Source organism: Ligilactobacillus ruminis DSM 20403 = NBRC 102161 (genome assembly GCF_900113455.1).
Classification (GTDB): Bacteria; Bacillota; Bacilli; order Lactobacillales; family Lactobacillaceae; genus Ligilactobacillus; species Ligilactobacillus ruminis.
Genome location: NZ_FOPI01000028.1, coordinates 11,441 through 27,022, shown reverse-complemented (window position 1 = coordinate 27,022; position 15,582 = coordinate 11,441). Strand labels below are relative to the sequence as shown.

General features: G+C 42.5%; 15 protein-coding genes, 1 pseudogene and 1 other annotated feature. Of the genes and pseudogenes, 11 read left to right on the top strand and 5 right to left on the bottom strand.

Features of this window, described 5'->3' with window-relative positions; translation table 11 throughout:
• Positions 1–363 precede the first annotated feature (363 nt).
• From BMZ95_RS08370 to BMZ95_RS10975, 4 genes are all read right to left on the bottom strand, one after another.
• Entirely contained in the window at positions 364–2,463 is a 2,100-nt protein-coding gene (locus BMZ95_RS08370) for a peptide cleavage/export ABC transporter (protein ID WP_159428734.1), read from the bottom strand.
• Positions 2,420–3,184: a LytR/AlgR family response regulator transcription factor gene (locus tag BMZ95_RS08365; protein WP_046922867.1), complete on the bottom strand. Its 765-nt coding sequence runs from the start codon at positions 3,182–3,184 to the stop codon at positions 2,420–2,422. The genes BMZ95_RS08370 and BMZ95_RS08365 overlap by 44 nt, the downstream gene beginning before the upstream one ends.
• Positions 3,185–3,188: 4 nt before the next feature.
• Complete coding sequence (locus tag BMZ95_RS08360) at positions 3,189–4,301, bottom strand: GHKL domain-containing protein (protein WP_225354953.1); 1,113 nt, start codon at positions 4,299–4,301, stop codon at positions 3,189–3,191.
• 185 nt (positions 4,302–4,486) lie between these two features.
• A complete protein-coding gene (locus BMZ95_RS10975; RefSeq protein ID WP_143454992.1) occupies positions 4,487–4,645 on the bottom strand; it encodes a bacteriocin-like protein in 159 nt (52 codons plus the stop codon).
• Between the two features lie 228 nt (positions 4,646–4,873).
• Here BMZ95_RS10975 and BMZ95_RS08355 point away from each other — a divergent pair, with 228 nt between their 5' ends.
• Genes BMZ95_RS08355 through BMZ95_RS08345 form a run of 3 tightly spaced genes read left to right on the top strand, consistent with a single transcriptional unit; the run spans position 4,874 to position 5,859 of the window.
• Positions 4,874–5,053, top strand: coding sequence for a leucocin A/sakacin P family class II bacteriocin (locus BMZ95_RS08355; RefSeq protein ID WP_014074090.1), 180 nt, complete (start codon positions 4,874–4,876; stop codon positions 5,051–5,053).
• Between the two features lie 22 nt (positions 5,054–5,075).
• Positions 5,076–5,555 carry a PedC/BrcD family bacteriocin maturation disulfide isomerase gene (locus BMZ95_RS08350; protein WP_014074089.1) on the top strand — a complete coding sequence of 160 codons (480 nt, stop codon included), beginning with the start codon at positions 5,076–5,078 and terminating at the stop codon, positions 5,553–5,555.
• A 16-nt stretch (positions 5,556–5,571) separates the two neighbouring features.
• Entirely contained in the window at positions 5,572–5,859 is a 288-nt protein-coding gene (locus BMZ95_RS08345) for a hypothetical protein (protein ID WP_046922869.1), read from the top strand.
• 631 nt (positions 5,860–6,490) lie between these two features.
• Here BMZ95_RS08345 and BMZ95_RS11705 read toward each other — a convergent pair.
• Entirely contained in the window at positions 6,491–6,724 is a 234-nt protein-coding gene (locus BMZ95_RS11705; protein ID WP_338132381.1) for an ABC transporter transmembrane domain-containing protein, read from the bottom strand.
• Positions 6,725–6,735: 11 nt separating this feature from the next.
• Positions 6,736–6,990, top strand: a binding site (T-box leader).
• A 56-nt stretch (positions 6,991–7,046) separates the two neighbouring features.
• Here BMZ95_RS11705 and BMZ95_RS08330 point away from each other — a divergent pair.
• The 8 genes and pseudogenes from BMZ95_RS08330 to BMZ95_RS08295 all read left to right on the top strand — a co-directional run bounded on the left by BMZ95_RS08330 (position 7,047) and on the right by BMZ95_RS08295 (position 15,574).
• Positions 7,047–7,880, top strand: coding sequence for a MetQ/NlpA family ABC transporter substrate-binding protein (locus BMZ95_RS08330; protein ID WP_046922870.1), 834 nt, complete (start codon positions 7,047–7,049; stop codon positions 7,878–7,880).
• Positions 7,881–7,909: 29 nt separating this feature from the next.
• The gene (locus BMZ95_RS08325) at positions 7,910–8,926 is read left to right on the top strand and encodes a methionine ABC transporter ATP-binding protein (RefSeq protein ID WP_056990461.1); all 1,017 of its coding nucleotides are present in this window, start codon (positions 7,910–7,912) and stop codon (positions 8,924–8,926) included.
• Positions 8,926–9,585, top strand: coding sequence for a methionine ABC transporter permease (locus BMZ95_RS08320; RefSeq protein WP_014074084.1), 660 nt, complete (start codon positions 8,926–8,928; stop codon positions 9,583–9,585). Before BMZ95_RS08325 ends, BMZ95_RS08320 begins: the two co-directional genes overlap by 1 nt.
• Positions 9,586–9,615: 30 nt before the next feature.
• Complete coding sequence (locus tag BMZ95_RS08315; protein WP_046922872.1) at positions 9,616–10,800, top strand: pyridoxal phosphate-dependent aminotransferase; 1,185 nt, start codon at positions 9,616–9,618, stop codon at positions 10,798–10,800.
• A gap of 605 nt (positions 10,801–11,405) precedes the next feature.
• Positions 11,406–12,530, top strand: coding sequence for an ABC transporter ATP-binding protein (locus BMZ95_RS08310; protein ID WP_046922873.1), 1,125 nt, complete (start codon positions 11,406–11,408; stop codon positions 12,528–12,530).
• Complete coding sequence (locus BMZ95_RS08305; protein WP_046922874.1) at positions 12,481–13,428, top strand: carbohydrate ABC transporter permease; 948 nt, start codon at positions 12,481–12,483, stop codon at positions 13,426–13,428. The genes BMZ95_RS08310 and BMZ95_RS08305 overlap by 50 nt, the downstream gene beginning before the upstream one ends.
• Positions 13,428–14,252 (top strand): carbohydrate ABC transporter permease, encoded by an 825-nt coding sequence (locus BMZ95_RS08300; protein WP_014074079.1) that lies wholly within the window; start codon positions 13,428–13,430, stop codon positions 14,250–14,252. The genes BMZ95_RS08305 and BMZ95_RS08300 overlap by 1 nt, the downstream gene beginning before the upstream one ends.
• Positions 14,252–15,574, top strand: a pseudogene (locus BMZ95_RS08295) (ABC transporter substrate-binding protein). The gene BMZ95_RS08300 and the pseudogene BMZ95_RS08295 overlap by 1 nt, the downstream one beginning before the upstream one ends.
• Positions 15,575–15,582 lie beyond the last annotated feature (8 nt).

Here is a 15,582-nt window from a genome sequence, read left to right as displayed (position 1 = left end):
GCAGAATATTTCGATTTTCTTCCCATATGAAAATGCCCTCCAAGCATACAGCAAATTTTCTTTTTTACCTGTATACTTAAAGGACATTATAACCGGTCGATTTTCGACTGGTTTTGTCCGGCATTTTCTTAATTTGGATGCGTGAAGTTCTTTTTGTCAAATGCAGTGTCCGCTTAATCAATTAACCAAGACGGGATTACGGGCAAAACGGCGATTTTGGGGATTTGCCTGTAAAAGCCAGGCTCCGATTACGGGCAAAATCCAGATTTGTTTCTGTATATCCAAAAAATGGGATGAAATTTGCGATTGATTGTGAATCATCCTGTCTTTTAGTTTGAGACATAGGGTTCCTTAGCATCTATTTCACATATTATATATTCTTTTAAAATAAGGTAAGGTTTCTTTATCGTGAGTAATTGAGATTATCGTCAGATCAGGTTTTTCAGTCAGAAATTTCAGTATTTTATTTCTACTTTTTGAATCGATGGCTGATAATGATTCATCGAGTATAATAACTTGCGGGTTTCTAACCATTACGCGAATTAAAGCAAGCTTTTGCTTTTGACCTCCTGATAATCCTGAACCGTTTGAGTTCACTTGAGTGTTAATACCATTTGGAAGTTCCCTAATGTCTTTGGAGAAGTCGATTAAATCACAAAGGTGCTGTATTTTCTTTGAAGAATAAAAAGAATCATTGAGCCCGATTGTGATGTTATCTGAAATGGTTCCAGGAAATAGAGTCGTTTCTTGAGGAATATAAATTATCTTATGCCTGTAACTTTTTATGTTGTACTCTTCTGTACAAATTCCGTTTACGAGAATATTACCATAATCTGGAAGTATTTCGCGTGCAAGCAATTTGGCCAAAGTAGATTTGCCAGTCCCGCTTTCACCGCAAATAGCAATTTTATCCCTTTTATTTATGATCATCGTTAAGTTATTTATCGTATTATCGCCGTAGTCATAGCTGTAGCACAGATTGTTGACTTCTATTGATTCAACATTTCCTAGATATTCGTTTCCATAGTTGTCTTCTTGCTCGACAGAATATACTTCGTTTAAACGGATATTAGCTATATTGGCGGCCTGTATTTTGGTTTGCAATGATATTATTCCTTCGAGATGCGACACTAGGTATCCTAGCAAAGCATTGAAAGTCATCAGTTTTCCGATTGTCAGCGAAGTGGTATGTATCATCCTTGCACCAATCAATAGTATGATGACGTTAAAAATCAGCTGTATCAAATTTTTTAAGCAATTTTGCATGTTGACATGATTCGTGTAGTTAACATATTTTTGGATATAATTTGTGTATTTAAATTTTGCATGAGAATAGGAAAAATCTTCCAAGCAAAGCGATTTTATCGTTTCTATTCCAGTAATATTATCGATGATTGATGAGTCTACTTCTGAGTAAGATTGCATGAGATTGTAATTTTCTTTTTTGAAGTACGTTGAGAAAGCATATATCAGCAAAATATAGAGCGGAATGATACACAAAGATATGCAAAAAAGAGTGACGTTTTGATGAAATATGAAAAAAAGAATCGATATTACGATTATTGAATCCAAGCAAATAGTTACGATAGTTTCCCCCAATACCTCTATAAGAGTATTTGCATCAGAAAATCTTGAAGTGATTTCGCCTGTTTTTCTTGTTTCAAAAAAAGACATTGGCAATTTGATTATGTACCCCCAATATTTCAAAACGATTGATTTGGAAAGTGAATTACTCAGTTTTAAAAGAAGTTTTTGTTGAAAAAACAGAGTAATTTGTTGAAATATGTAGCATATTATCAACCCTGCAGAAACAATATCAAGAAGGTTGATGTTTTGTTTTGGAATATAATAATCTATCAATTCTTGTAGAAAATATGAGCTGATAATATTAACCGTCGCGATAAATATTGCGGTAACGAAAATTTTCACAATTGTTTGGTGCTCTTCCATCAAAACGGGAATAAATGATAATAAATTTTTAGAATTTACATGGTTTATTTTGAAATCATCACCTTTATGGCATGTAATGATGACACCGGTCCATATTTTTTCAAAAGAACGTTTGGAAATTTTGACCATCTTTACCGTTGGATCAGGGTCAGCTACTAGAACATATGATTCAGTGACTTGATATATTACGCAAAAATGACTGATTCCTCCTTCTTTTACTACGAAGGCAATTAAAGGAAGTTCTGGAAAGTTGCAGAGATTATCATAATCAAGCTCAAAAGAATCTGTCGTTAAGCCTATTTTTTCTGCTGCCTTCATTAACCCCAAAGCACTTGCACCGTTTTTTGTTATTTTGGCGAGATTTCGCAAGTATGAAAGATGATATTCAGAACCGTAATATTTAGCTATCATTGAAAGGCAGGCAATGCCACAGTCCATTTCATCAACTTGTGGAATATAAGGGTATTTTTTACTGAATATCATTGCAATATTGCTCCATTGTCTTCTTGACATTTTTTGCGTTTCTGCGTGAAACATCGACCGAAATGCCGTTTTCAAAGAAAATCTTTCTTTGTTTTGAATCAAAACTGACGATGTTTTGCGGATTAACCATGCAGGAACGGTCAACTTGAAGCAATTCGGGGTATCGTTTTGAAATTTCGTAAATCGTTCCATAAAATTCGGATTGTTCATCCTTGGCTACGACGACCAGACGATGGATAACGTCAGAAACTTTGATGTACAACAATTTGTTAAAATTGATAAAATGTTCCTCTCTGCCGATTTTAAAAGATAACTGTTTTTGGTTGGTCTTCTCAATAGCATCGATGCGTTTTTGTGCTTCGCTCAAACTATAATTGATTTCATTGTGAATGTTTGTGATGTCGTCATCTTTATAAATAAATGACAAGCATTCGAGGTGTTCTTTGATAACTTTTGAAACCATTTCATCGTGTGTCGTAATAAACGAAATTTTTGCTTCGGCATCATGTTCTCTGATCCATTTGGCTAATTCGATGCCGTTAATATGTTTTTTTCCAAGGTCGATGTCAAGAAAGTAAATCCCGCCTCTTACATCAAACGTCTCGATGAACTGCTTTATTTCTTCAGGCAACTGTGTTGCCAAGCTGATACTAAAGTCGTGCTCGTGAAATGCAGAATAGTTGGCTACATACTGTTTTAAAGATAACAATTGGATAGGGTTGTCTTCGCATATAAAAATTCTATGAAACATTTTTTCACTCCTGAACTATTATTGTTGCAACAAACAAGTTTTTTTCATACTTGTAGGAAACAAACAAGTTGCTGTTGTTTGTTTTAATCTCGTTGATGTTTTTAAGACCCAATCCAGAATGGTTGTCCTTTGAGGTATATCCTTCGCTTATTAATTGCTGGATAGGTTTTTGTGTCGCAAACATCGTGTTGGAAATGACGAATTTTGTAGCGTCGTCATTTTTCGAAATATTCATCAAAATTCGGCCGTCTTCATGGCCGCAGACCGCCTCGATTGAATTATCAAGCGTTATCCCGATAACTCGTACAAAGTCAAAAATAGGGATATTGATGTTTTCGATTATTTGAGGACAGGAGAATTCAGCAATGATTTTCTGTTCTCGCATATCTTGAACCTTTCTGATGAAGATGCTTTTAAGATAGGGATTTTTCAGATTTTCAAAATCGTTGAAACCCCAGATTTGGTTTGACGCAAACTTGATATTAAAGTATTCTTCGAGCTTTAAGACGCCTTCTTTAAATTTCTCTTTGTTTTCAAAATCAGCCAATTCTTTTAGACTGAGCAGCATGTTTTGATAATCATGTTTGAATTTTCGAAGTTTTCGCTCCTCTTTTTCAAGTTTTTCGGTATATTTCAATAATCCTTCTATCTCAGTTTGTTTGATTTTTTGCTCATTTAGCTTGTCATGTCGCGACAACTCGAAGTTGAACAAAATGATGACAAAGATGCACTGAATGATTAGAAAAGTGATTATGAGCGGGATAATACGGCCGAATATATTAATTTTATGCGATATAACATCAAGAAAGGTAACTGAAATATAAGCGTATAATGCAACAGTTAAGCTGGCTCTTTTGTACAGTATAGCGCTGTATTTTTTTATTATTTTACCTAAAATGTTATATATAATTAAAGAACTAAACGTTTCAATTATCCATATAATTATCATTAAAAATAAAGGTTTGTTATCATAACTAACAGGGATGTTAGTCAGAACGGATGAACCAATAAGGGTTGACAAGTCAATGATTGAAAAAGAAATCAAGATATTCATAATATTAGTTGATAAATTTTGGGGGTCAATCATTAACGAAAGAAATAGCATTCCTAAAATCATAACGTAATCTGCAATATCATAAAAATATGTATTTGAAATAAATGCAATAGATGACAATACGACATAGCAAAGGGTGAACGTCTTGCTTTTTTTAGATGATATTTTGAAAAAGCAGATTGATGAAATAAATAAATATATGATATCGCTAAGAATAAAATAATCTGCGCCAAAAGTGTGCATAGTGATTATCTCCAACATATTTTTTTAAAAGGATTATATAGGCAATAGCTTTGAGAGGTTTTTGGCTTAGCATGATATAGCCTGTTATGTTGAACCTTGCCCCCCTTTATTTTTTTCAATTCCTCTTCGGACAATTTTTTGAGATTATGTTTTGCATTTTCCATGATATGTGCCTCTTTGATAAGTTTTTACATTTTCAAATATAGCACCAAAAAATCATGAATGGTAGAAAAAGTCGCCAGCGGTTGTTTTAGTGTAATGAACGGCCAATTTTGCCGTTTACGAATTCAAATTGACCATTTGTGATTAAAAAGCCAAAAAATGCACAGCGAATGCTATGATGATGTTGTTGATCAAATGGTCAGCAAATTAAACAAAGCGAGGCAGAAATTATGAGACAACTTTCCGAAAAAGAACTCAAGAAGATTATGGGCGGCAAGTATTATGGAAACGGCGTTTACTGCGGCAAGCACAAGTGCCGCGTGGACTGGGGACAGGCATGGGGATGCAGTGTCAACAGATGGGGCGCCGCAGTAGGAACCGGCGGCAAGGCTACAATCGGCCATTGCTAGGTTCCGGGCGGGGTTATTGATTATGCATGTCAGAAAGCGTATTATATTGTTGGTACTGTTTAGCGCCTTAGCTGCATTTTCAGCACTGAATTTTACAAGAGTGTCAGCAGACGTGATGACGAACGTCGATGCGGGTGAATATCGTGCCAACATTACAGGAACGATTCCAATGGGCGTAAGGGAACTTGAGAATGGAATCGAAAGCAGGAGGACCTTCGTGGTCTTCTTCGGACGTGAAAGCTGTCCGTATTGCAGGGAGTTTTCCAGAACTCTGAGGACGTTTCTTGATGAGACCGGAGTTCCTGTGGGCTATTTTGACACTTCGAAGGTTTCGCCACAGGATGTTGACGGGAAGTTTCTTGACATGATGAACAACGTCATCGGACTTCAGTACACGCCGACCGTTGTCCTGATCAAGCACGGGAAGGTCGTGCACCGGTACGTCGGACCGGATGCAACGCTTGAAAGACTCATGACGCTTACTAAGTACAGATATCAATGAAAAGGAAGTAATTCTGATGAATGAGAAGCAGGAACTTGCTCTTGCTTTGGAACGTTTTGCCAAAGCATGCCAAAATGATTACGTCAACGAAGCCGTCAACAAGACGGCAGTCAATCTGAAGAAAAATGAAAATGTCGCCCAGGAGTCAAAGTGGGCATATCAGCGCCTGAACCAGGTGATGCTTGCGGAACATCTCAAATTGGATGACGAAGCTAAGGAAGCACTTGCGACAATCAAGAAGATTGCCGGATCTGACGGTGCTTTTGGCGGATTGAACACGTTGAACGCAACGAACGTTTGGTGAAAAAAATGAGGCTGGAAAAATATGCCTTAAATAAAAAACCGGATGATTTGCAATTAATTACAAATCTGATCCGTTTTTTTTTATTATGAATGACAATCTCCTGGTATGATGGAAATAAGTAAAAAAGTCTGTTTTCATTTCCTTGTATCAAAACGGCCCAAAAGCGGACGTTGTATGTAACCGAGGATTGCCATTTACGGGCAGATCTCAAAAAACGGCATTTTGCCCGTAACCGAGGACTGCCATTTACGGGCAAATCCTAGAAATCGCCGTTTTGCCCGTAACCTAGGTCTGCCATTTACGGGCAGATCCTAGAAATCGTCGTTTTGCCCGTAACCTAGGATTGCCATTTACGGGCAAATCCTAGAAATCGTCGTTTTGCCCGTAACCTAGGATTGCCATTTACGGGCAGATCTCAAAAAACGGCATTTTGCCCGTAAGTAGGTCTTGGCAGGCAATGCCGCAGTCCGTTTCATCAACTTGTGGAATATAAGGGTATTTTTTACTGAATATCATTGCAATATTTCTCCATTGTCTTCTTGACATTTTTGCGTTACTGCGTGAAACGTCGACCGAAATGCCATTTTCAAAGAAAATCTTTCTTTTTTGTGAATCAAAACTGACGATGAGTTTAAGTTTCCCCCAGTACCTCTATAAGAGTATTTGCATTAGAAAATTTTGAAGTAATTTCTCCTGTTTTTCTTGTTTCAAAAAAAGACATTGGCAATTTGATTATGTACCCCCAATATTTCAAAACGATTGATTTGGAAAGTGGATTACTAAGTTTTAATGGATACAGAAAATCTGATGAAAAAATTAAAAAACAATTGACAATTGGTGATAACGGTATTAAACTAACATACATAAAAACAAACGGAAAACATGATGAAGAGCAGAGTAGGTTTGCGGACGCTTGAAGAGAGCCCCTGGTTGGTGTGAAGAGGCAGTACGAAGCAGACTGAAGATGGGCTTGGAATGGTATCGGTGAGCGAGGTGAGCCGATAACGTGGTTGCGGACGTTACCACCGCAAGACTTTACGCATGTGCGCAGTGTGTCGAAGTTTTTGAGGCAGCATCTGAGAAGATGTTGCGAATTAAGGTGGTAACACGGTCTTGGTACCCGTCCTTTTTTGGAGGACGGGTACTTTTTGTTTATCCGTATTAATTGAAAGAGGAGAAGATGTCTTATGAAAAAGAACGTAATTAAATCAATCTTAGGCTTTTCAGCCGTTTTGTTGTTTGCCGGTACGGTGCTTTCAGGTTGCGGCAAAAAGGATTCAAAGGAACTGAGCAAAAAGGAAATTACGGTTGGCGTAACTGCAGGACCTCATCAACAGATCATGGAAGAAGTCGCAAAACAAGCCAAAAAAGACGGCTTAAACATCAAGATAAAGTCGTTCACGGACTACAATACGCCGAATTCGGCCTTGAGTTCAGGTGACCTTGACGCAAACAGCTATCAGACGATTCCGTTTCTGAAGGATCAGATCAAGAACAAGGGCTACAAGTTCGATCAGGCGTTCAAGACGGTGGCATATCCGATGGGTGTCTACTCAAAGAAAATCAAGAATCTGCAGGATTTGAAGGACGGCGATTCGATTGCTGTTCCAAATGATGCAAGCAACGAAACGCGCGGACTGCAGCTGTTCGAAAAGGCAGGCATCATCAAGCTTAAGAAAGGCGTCGGGCAGACGGCAACTAAAAAGGATGTAGTCTCAAATCCCAAGCATTTGAAGATTGTTGAACTTGAGGCTTCGCAGCTTCCAAAGCAGCTCGGTGAAGTAACTGCGGCGGCAATCAATACGAACTTTGCAATGGGTGCCGGACTTTCAATCAACGAAAATGCCATTTTCCATGAACCGTTGAAGAACAACCCGTACCCAAACGTTTTTGTCGTTCAATCAGGACACAAGAACGATGCGGTCATAAAGAAGATCGACAAGTACTATCACTCAAAGCAGACCGCTGCATTCATCAAGAAGGAATTCAAGGGTTCGGTAGTGCTTTCATCAAGCAAGTAAGAAGCAGGCAGCAGTAAGGAGCGATTTTAATGATTGAAATCAAGAACGTCACTAAAATTTACAAGGATAAGGAACGGGAAGTCAAGGCCGTGGACGACGTTTCTTTAAACATCAAGGAAGGAGAAATCTTTGGCGTCATCGGCTATTCAGGTGCCGGGAAAAGCACGTTGATTCGCATGATCAACGGACTTGAAGTTCCGACGACGGGAGAAGTCATCGTTGACGGCGAAAAGATCGATCCGACGGACAAGAAGAAACTGCAGCGGCAACGGTCAAGAATAGGAATGATTTTCCAAGGATACAATCTTTTAAAAACGGCGACGGTTCTTGAAAACGTGATGCTGCCGTTAAAGCTTGAAGGACTTGAAAAAGAACTTGCCGAACAGCGATCGGAAAAGTATCTCAGAATCGTGGATTTGTGGGAACAAAAAGATCGCTATCCGGCAGAACTTTCAGGCGGTCAAAGGCAGCGCGTCGCAATCGCGCGTGCTTTGGCACATGAGCCGAAGATTTTATTGTCCGATGAGGCAACGAGCGCGCTTGATCCTGAAACGACGGAATCGATTTTAAAACTGCTGCTCAAAATCAATCAGGAACTGCATATCACGATCTTTTTGATTACGCATGAACTGGACGTCATCCAACGCGTCTGTGACCGCGTGGCCGTTTTGGCGAAGGGGAAGCTGATTGAACAGGGCAATGTACTGGATGTTTTTACAAATCCAGAAAAGGAAGCTACGAAGAAGTTCATCGGCATCACGGACACAATGGGTGTTCCGCTTGAAATTCTCAAACCGTATACGACAAACGGACAGCTTGTTGTCTTGAAGTTTATCGGTCAAACGGCCAATGAACCGATTATTGCCGATCTTTCGGCAAAATACGGCGTGTCGCCCAACATTCTCGGCGGCGGAATCGGTTATCTCAAGAAGAAGGCCTACGGACGTCTGCTGGTTCATTTTGATTTTCAAGGCGAAAAAGAGTTTGACGATGCAATGGCAGGTCTGCGGACTCAGGATATTTATTACGAAAGGGTTGAGATTTAATGTCTTTTATCAATGAATGGGGTCCGACGATTTGGACCGGATTTTTAGAAACGCTGACGATGACGTCGATTACTCTGGTCATCTCAGTAATTTTGGGCATCCCTCTTGGGGTTTTGCTTGTCAACTCAAGCAATCAGGGACTTCATCCGAACAAGTCGCTTTATACGGTCGTCAACTGGTTGGTGAATATTTTCCGTTCGTTGCCTTTCATTATCCTGCTGTTTTTGATTTTGCCGCTTACAAAAATCATTGCCGGTACGACGATCGGAATCCGCGGGGTGATTTTGCCGCTTGTCTTCTATTGTGTTCCGTACCTGGCTCGTTTGGTCGAATCTTCAATTCTTGAAGTCGATTCCGGGATTATTGAAGCATATCAGTCAATGGGCATTTCCAACGGAAAAATCATCGTCAACGTCGTCTTGAGAGAAGCGCGATCAGGTCTTGTTCGCGGGTTGACGATTACGACGATCGGGCTTGTCGGCGCAACCGCAATGGCAGGTCTGGTCGGTGCCGGCGGCTTGGGCGACATTGCCTATCAGTACGGATTCCAACGCTACCAACCGTCAGTCATGTATGCGACGATCGTTGTTTTGATTGTTTTGGTTCAAATCGTTCAGACTGTGGGCGACATTTGTGCCAAAAAATTGCAGCGTGACTAATTTTACTGTATTTGAAAGAAGGATCATCAAATGGAATTTCCAGAATCAGATTTAATGCAAACATTGCCAAAGCAATTTTTTGCAGCACTTGTTGCCAAGGTTAACAAAAAAATTGCCGAAGGATACGACGTCATCAATCTCGGCCAGGGCAATCCTGACCAGCCGACGTTCGACTACATCATTGAAGGATTGAAAGAAGCGGCGGAAAGACCAGTCAACAACAAGTACTCGCAGTTTCGCGGCCAGCCGACTTTCAAGAAAGCCTGTGCAGCGTTTTATCAGGAGAAATACGGTGTCGAACTCGACAGCGAAAAGGAAATCTGCGTTCTCGGCGGTTCCAAAATCGGGCTGGTCGAACTGCCGTGGGCTTTGATGAATCCGGGCGACACGATTATTTTGCCCGATCCAGGCTATCCTGACTACCTTTCAGGCGTTGCGCTCGGTCAGGTCAAGCTTGAAACGGTGCCGTTGAAGGCTGAAAACGACTTCTTGCCGGATTATGACGATATTCCGGAAGATGTTGCCAAAAAAGCCAAGTTCATCTATCTCAACTATCCGAATAATCCGACCGGTGCCGTTGCGACGCGCGAGTTTTGGGAGAAGACGGTTGCTTTTGCTAAAAAATACAATGTCGGCGTCGTCAGCGACTTTGCATACGGTGCGCTCGGCTTTGACGGCTATAAAAATCCGAGTTTCCTTGAAACTCCTGGTGCAAAGGACGTCGGGATCGAACTTTACACGTTCTCAAAGACGTTTAACATGGCCGGTTGGCGCCTGGCCTTTGCTGCCGGCAATCAGGAGATGATTGAAGCTTTGAACCTCATTCAGGACCACCTTTTCGTCAGCGTCTATCCGGCAGTCCAGGATGCCGGTATCGTGGCCCTGGAGTCTTCGGAGCGCGACCCTGAAATTGCAAAGCTCGTTGCTCTTTACCAGAGCCGCCGTGACGCATTCGTCAATGCAGCTGAAAAAATCGGCTGGCATGCGTTTAAGTCGGGAGGGACCTTCTACGCCTGGATGCCCGTTCCGAAGGGATATACCAGTGAACAGTTCGCCGATGTCCTGCTGAACGAAGCACATGTGGCCGTTGCGCCAGGCAAGGGCTTCGGTGAGGCAGGCGACGGGTACGTTCGCATCGGCTTGCTCGTTTCGCCCGAAAGACTGGTTGAGGCAGTGGAACGAATCGATAAGCTGAATTTATTTGAGAGAAAATAGGAAAATGGAATGGAGGCTTGGAAAAAGTCTCTTTTCTCTCTTGAATTAAACGAAAAGTCGAACGAAGGCGGTCTTGTTGCAGCTGACTTCGTCCGGCTTTTTTAATTTCCGATGAATAAAAGCCACTTTCTTCAAGCAGCGGCACTGCTCAACCAATCTTAGCCAAGATCTCACTCAAATTTACGGACAAACGGCCATTTTTGCCCATTTTGTCCGTAATCGCCTTTCTTCGAGCAGGTCATTTACGGACAGAAGACCCATTTCCATCGATTTGTCCGTAAACGGCATTATTTTGACAAATGCAGCGTTTGATAAATCAACGTGCCAAGCTATTTTGGGTTATTTCCATCATGGAAGGCGGTTGTCACGTATACGCAAAAACCGGATCAAATTTGCAATCGATCGCAAATCTGATCCGGTTTCTCGATTTGAGGCAGAGTTTTTTCCGACCTCTTTTTTGTGCCTTGAGCTGAAGTTTGTAATGAAAAATGCAGCGCTTTCACAAAATGTTAACTTAACTGCTACATGACCGTTACGTTAAACTGATTATTCCCTTACATTCATCAGATAAGATTTACCCATAAACACATAGGGGTGAGCTTTAAATGACAATTGAACTGAAAAACATCGGCAAGAGTTACGATGGCAACTCTTGGACTTTGAACGGTATCACGACGGAAATTGAATCCGGTGAATTCTTTGCGATCGTTGGTCCGTCCGGATGCGGCAAGAGTACGCTTTTGAGAATGATTGCAGGATTGATTTCGATTTCTGAAGGCAAAATTGAAATTGACGGCAAAGACGTTACGAATTTGCCGCCGCAAGATCGCAACCTGACGATGGTTTTCCAAAATTATGCGTTGTTCCCGTTTTTAAGCGTGCGCGACAACGTTGCTTTCGGACTCAAGGAACACAAAATGGATGCGGAAGAAATCAAGCGCCGCGTTGACGAAGCATTGGACATGGTCAATCTGACCGAGTACGGCGACCGCAAGCCACGCGACCTTTCAGGCGGTCAGCGCCAACGCGTGGCCGTTGCGCGCGCGATTGCGAGCGATGCAGAAATTTGCCTGATGGACGAGCCGTTGTCAAACCTTGATGCGCAGCTTCGCGGCAAGATGCGTTCCGAAATTCGCATGCTGCAGCAAAAACTTGGCCTGACCATGATTTACGTAACGCATGATCAAGTCGAAGCCATGACGATGGCCGATCGCATCATGGTTTTGCACGACAGCAAGATTCAGCAAATCGGCACTCCGCTTGAAATCTATAATCATCCGGCAAATACGTTCGTTGCCGAATTTTTCGGCACGCCGCGCATGAATCTGCTTGAAGCGACGTATGACGCTCGTTTGAATAAGCTGGTCGTTGATGAAAGTTTGGAATTTGACTGCGAAGACGGCATGGATCGCGATGATTACATCGTCGGCGTTCGCCCTTCTGGATTTTCCGTTGAAAAAGCAGCCGACCGGTCAAATGCCAGAGTCGTCAATGCTGAATATCTCGGCAACATGTCGATTGTTGAGCTTGAACTTGACGGCGGTGACGAAATCAGAGTGACAGTTGATGACGAAATGAATCATGACTGGATGATCAATCAGCGCATGCTCGTCAAGCCGCAGGGGATTTTCTACATCTTTGACAAAACAGGGAAATTATTCGCAAAGGGAGGTTCTTCAAATGGAACAAGTCGATCAGAAGAAGAGTTTGTCGCAACAGCTGCACGATAAGGCTTCAAAAATCAGCATCGGGTACGATATCGAGGCACATGACAAGCATTATGCGCTGCTTTTTCTTGGACCTTCCCTCTTGATTTTATCGGTCTTTGTTTTTTATCCGATGATCAAGACGGTTTGGATGAGCTTCTTTTTGACGAACAGTTTGGGCAAGCCGACCGTATTCGTCGGGTTGCAGAATTATATAGATCTGTTTACGTCAAGTGCTTATCTTAACAGCATGAAAGCCACGTTCATTTACGTTTTGTTCGTGTCGATTCTGACGATTGTCTTGGGATTGCTTTTGGCACAAACCGCAAGTTCCAAACTGAAGGGCATCGGCTTTTTCAGAACCGCCTTTTCTTCCACGATGGGCGTGTCCGTTTCCGTTGCCGCCATTTTTTGGCTGTTCATTTTCAATCCTTCGGTCGGATTAGTGAACAAGATTGCCGAATTTCTCCATCTGCCGGTGGTCAACTGGCTGACTCAGCCTGGCTGGGCAATGTTTGCCATCATTGTTTCGACCGTTTGGATGAATCTCGGGTTTACGTTTTTGATCTTGTTCGGAGCATTGCAGTCGGTGCCGGTGACGCTTTATGAGGCAGCGCGAATTGCTGGTGTTTCCAAGCGTTATCAGTTCTTTAATATTACGATTCCGATGATTTCGCCAACGCTGTTTTTTGCGGCAATCATTACTTTGATCGATGCTTTCAAAAGTTTCGGACTGATCGACATGATGACGGCCGGCGGACCGAACAACACTACGAATCTTTTGGTCTATCGCATTTATCAAGATGCGTTCTTGAACGGCAACTATGCTCTTGCAAGCACGGAATCGGTTGTTTTGGCAATCATCATCGCCGTCTTTACGCTGATTCAATTTAAATTCCTGGAAAAGAAGGTGACATACTGATGGAAGAAGTAATGTCGAAAAAAGAGCGCATCAGTCGCTACGTGGTTTTATGCTTGCTTTCGGTCTTTATCCTGACGCCATTTGTTCTGGGACTTTGGACGAGTTTCTTGCCGACGGCAGACATTTCGTCAGGCAGCTTGTTCAGCACTCATATTTCGCTTGACAACTACGTCAATGCCATGAAAAACACGGCAATTATCCGCTATTTGCTGAACAGTCTGGTGATTTCGGTTTTAACCACTGCATTTCAATTGATTTTCTGCTCAATGAGTGCTTATGCGTTTGTCTTTTTGAAATTCAGAGGCCGCAATTTCCTGTTCGGCCTGTTCCTTGCCACGATGATGCTGCCGTTTGAAGCAGAAGTCATTCCGAACTTTGCGACGATGCGCCAGCTGAATCTGCTTAACACTTATTCCGTAATGGTCGTGCCGTTTTTGACGTCTGCTTTCGGCACGTTCATGCTGCGGCAAAATTTCAAGCAGATCCCTGCTGAACTGAAAGAAGCTTCCGACGTTTGCGGACTTTCCCATTGGAAATTTTACACGAAAGTCACGTTGCCGTATGCCAAGATCAGTCTGCTGACCCTTGCCTCATACAGTTTTTTGAGCAGTTGGAATCAGTATCTTTGGCCAATGCTGACGACTTTTTCTGACAAATACAGACCGGTGCAGGACGGTTTGCGTCAGTTGCAATCCCAGGAAACGTTCAATGACTGGGGAATGATTCAGGCAAGTGCGGCAATTGTCGTGATTCCGACGCTGATTGTCTTGTTTATTGGTCAAAAGTCGTTTAAATCAGGCATTAATGAAGGGGCGGTCAAATAATGAAGATCAAAAGGATCGCAGTGGCATTGGGCGCTGCATTTTCCATCATGGCGTTTGCGGCAAATCCGGCGAACGTTTCTGCTTCCGAGCGCACGAAAATCGTGTTTTGGCATGAAATGACCGGTCCGGCGCAGGTCGAACTCAAGCGCTTGGTAAACGAATTCAACAAGCATCAGGACAAATATGAAGTTGAAGCGGAATTTGAAGGCGACTATAATGAAGCTGTGCAAAAAATTTTGAACACTCACGGAACGGATGCTTCGCCGGCGGTTTTCCAGGCAATGGATATCTCGAGCGCGCAGATGTACTACAGCAAGCATACGACGCCGGTTCAAAAGTTCATTGACGAGGACGGTTATGACGTCAGTCAGATTTCATCAGTGGCACGTGCCTTTTACTCAAAGGACTTCGATGCCGTTCAACTCTTCGCAGCCCGTGCTCTACTATAACAAGACGCTGCTTAAAAAGCTCGGCATCACGCCGCCTCCGCTTGATCCGTCATATTCTGACGTCACGCGCGTTGCAAACAAAATCTATAAGAAATCAAATCATAAGATCAAGGGCATGAGCATCGAAATCTACGGCTGGTTCTTCGAACAGTTCTTGGCAAATGCAGGGGCGTGCATGGCAAACAAAGCTGATGGCCATAACGGCGTTCCGACTGCGGTTGATTTCACGTCAAGCACTTCCGTCAACACGATGAAGTGGATTCAAAAAGGACTCAAGCAGGGCAGTTTCATGAACTACGGCGCCGGGTCAAATGCCGGAACGAAACGGCGGCATTTTTGTCACGGCGTTTAGGTATGTTTTTGCAATCGTCCGGGTCGATCACGCAGCTGACAACGGGAACGAAGGATGAAATCGGCGTTTGCTACTATCCGCATGAAGACGGCAAAAAAGCCAACGGAGTCTCCATTGGCGGGGCTTCGCTCTGGATTTCAAATGACAAGTCCAAAGATGTTCAACGCGGCGCCTGGGAACTCGTCAAATATCTCTTGACGCCAGAATCACAGGCAAGCTGGCAGGCGCAAACCGGATATCTTGCCTTGAACAAGAAATCGGCAGATCAGGATGTTTTGAAGAAGCTTTACAAGAAGATGTCGCAGGCAAAGATCCCGAGTCAGCAGCTTAACCGTACGATGCCAAACAAGGCAAACTCCGGCATTTTCATGCAGAATTTGGTTCAGAACCGTTTGTTGATTCAAACCGCAATGGAACAGATTTATGACGGAAAAGATGCCAAAACCGCCTTGACTGAGGCGCAGACTTCAATGAACAAATACGTTGCATCAAATAACAAGGCTAACGGCTTTGACAAGTAAGAAGGGTT

What these genes read in the sequence shown, in the direction of transcription:
- BMZ95_RS08370 (WP_159428734.1), bottom strand. Translation starts at nt 2,463, where the DNA reads ATGTCAAGAAGACAATGGAGCAATATTGCAATGATATTCAGTAAAAAA.
- BMZ95_RS08365 (WP_046922867.1), bottom strand. Translation starts at nt 3,184, where the DNA reads ATGTTTCATAGAATTTTTATATGCGAAGACAACCCTATCCAATTGTTA.
- BMZ95_RS08360 (WP_225354953.1), bottom strand. Translation starts at nt 4,301, where the DNA reads ATGATTTTAGGAATGCTATTTCTTTCGTTAATGATTGACCCCCAAAAT.
- BMZ95_RS10975 (WP_143454992.1), bottom strand. Translation starts at nt 4,645, where the DNA reads ATGGAAAATGCAAAACATAATCTCAAAAAATTGTCCGAAGAGGAATTG.
- BMZ95_RS08355 (WP_014074090.1), top strand. Translation starts at nt 4,874, where the DNA reads ATGAGACAACTTTCCGAAAAAGAACTCAAGAAGATTATGGGCGGCAAG.
- BMZ95_RS08350 (WP_014074089.1), top strand. Translation starts at nt 5,076, where the DNA reads ATGCATGTCAGAAAGCGTATTATATTGTTGGTACTGTTTAGCGCCTTA.
- BMZ95_RS08345 (WP_046922869.1), top strand. Translation starts at nt 5,572, where the DNA reads ATGAATGAGAAGCAGGAACTTGCTCTTGCTTTGGAACGTTTTGCCAAA.
- BMZ95_RS11705 (WP_338132381.1), bottom strand. Translation starts at nt 6,724, where the DNA reads ATGTATGTTAGTTTAATACCGTTATCACCAATTGTCAATTGTTTTTTA.
- BMZ95_RS08330 (WP_046922870.1), top strand. Translation starts at nt 7,047, where the DNA reads ATGAAAAAGAACGTAATTAAATCAATCTTAGGCTTTTCAGCCGTTTTG.
- BMZ95_RS08325 (WP_056990461.1), top strand. Translation starts at nt 7,910, where the DNA reads ATGATTGAAATCAAGAACGTCACTAAAATTTACAAGGATAAGGAACGG.
- BMZ95_RS08320 (WP_014074084.1), top strand. Translation starts at nt 8,926, where the DNA reads ATGTCTTTTATCAATGAATGGGGTCCGACGATTTGGACCGGATTTTTA.
- BMZ95_RS08315 (WP_046922872.1), top strand. Translation starts at nt 9,616, where the DNA reads ATGGAATTTCCAGAATCAGATTTAATGCAAACATTGCCAAAGCAATTT.
- BMZ95_RS08310 (WP_046922873.1), top strand. Translation starts at nt 11,406, where the DNA reads ATGACAATTGAACTGAAAAACATCGGCAAGAGTTACGATGGCAACTCT.
- BMZ95_RS08305 (WP_046922874.1), top strand. Translation starts at nt 12,481, where the DNA reads ATGGAACAAGTCGATCAGAAGAAGAGTTTGTCGCAACAGCTGCACGAT.
- BMZ95_RS08300 (WP_014074079.1), top strand. Translation starts at nt 13,428, where the DNA reads ATGGAAGAAGTAATGTCGAAAAAAGAGCGCATCAGTCGCTACGTGGTT.